Here is a 1,458-nt window from a genome sequence, read left to right as displayed (position 1 = left end):
CTGGCAGGTTTGTACCAAAGTCAAGGTCGCTACGAGGAAGCAGAACCCCTCTACCGCCAAGCTCTGGAGATGAGAAAACGCCTATTGGGCGAACAACACCCTGATGTCGCTACCAGCCTCAACAATCTGGCAGAGTTATATAGAAGTCAAGGTCGCTACGACGAAGCGGAACCCCTCTACCGCCAAGCTCTGGAAATGTTCAAACGCCTACTGGGCGAGCAACATCCCCGTGTGTCGCCGCCAGTCTCAACAATCTGGCAGTTTTATCTTGGTCTCAAGGCGAACTGGCTCGGGCTCAGGATTTTCTTCGTCGGGGAGCTAACATAGAAGCTCACAACCTTAGGCGGCTGCTGAATGTGGGTTCCGAACGCCAAAAACAGGATTATATGGCAACCATTGCAGATACAACCCATAAAGCTCTATCGCTACACTTACAAGCTACTCCCAACAATTCCGATGCGGCTCGTCTGGCTTTGACTACAGTTCTGCGTCGCAAAGGTCGCATTCTCGATGCGCTAACCAACAGCTTGCACACCCTACGCCAAAACCTCACACCAGAGAACCAAGAATTGTTGGACCAACTGGCAGATACTCATTCCCAACTGGCAACCTTACTGTTTCAAGGGGTAGGCAATCGCTCCCCCGAAGCCTATCGCCAGCAAATCGCCAATCTAAAAGCAAAAGCCAACGAGTTGGAAAATACCCTCAGCTACCGCAGTGCCGAATTTCTCAGCGAAATCCAACCCATAACCATTGAAAGGGTACAGCAAGCCATTCCTGAAGATACGGCTTTACTGGAATTTGTCCGATACAAACCCTACAATCCAAAAGATGAAGAAAATACATGGGGCGAACCTCGCTACGCTGTCTATATCCTGCAAGCAAACGGAGAGATTCAATGGCAGGATTTGGGAGAAGCCGAACCCATCGATGTTGCGATTCGGGAATTTCGTCAAGCTTTGCAAGATCAACAATCCAACATCCAACAAGCGGCGCGCCAGTTAGATGAGAAATTAATGCAACCAATTCGCCCTCTGTTAGGCAATCAAAAACATCTACTTATCTCTCCCGACAGCCAGCTCAACTTGATTCCGTTTGCAGCATTGGTGGATGAAAACGATCGATATTTGGTGCGAGACTATCAAATAACTTATTTCGGTTCCGGGCGGGATTTGCTCAAACTAGAACAAACCTCTCCTAGCGAATCTGCTCCAGTTTTGCTTGCCAATCCCGACTACAACCAAGCCGACGCTTCGACAAGCTCAGCAATCACTTCGGCAAAAACGAGTACCCGTGGCAACCGACGTTCGATGGATTTAAACAACATAACATTTGGTCCTTTGCCAGGAACGGCTAAAGAGGCGAAAGCTATACAACCTCTATTCCCAGAGATAGACTTACGAACCCAAGAGGAAGCCACCGAATATGCTCTCAAACAGGTGGATTCCCCCAGCATTT

General features: G+C 48.9%; 2 protein-coding genes. Both read left to right on the top strand.

Annotated features, from left to right (window positions below; all coding sequences use genetic code 11):
* A partial coding sequence (locus AS151_RS03650) for a tetratricopeptide repeat protein (protein ID WP_244532855.1) occupies window positions 1-327 on the top strand: 327 nt, incomplete at its 5' end.
* Window positions 328-386: 59 nt separating this feature from the next.
* Window positions 387-1,458, top strand: a 1,072-nt coding sequence (locus AS151_RS03645; RefSeq protein WP_139240486.1) for a CHAT domain-containing protein, incomplete at its 3' end; no start/stop codon positions are given.

The organism is Geitlerinema sp. PCC 9228, assembly GCF_001870905.1.
In the GTDB taxonomy this organism is placed as follows: domain Bacteria; phylum Cyanobacteriota; class Cyanobacteriia; order Cyanobacteriales; family PCC-9228; genus PCC-9228.
This window is presented reverse-complemented; position numbering and strand designations above follow the sequence as displayed.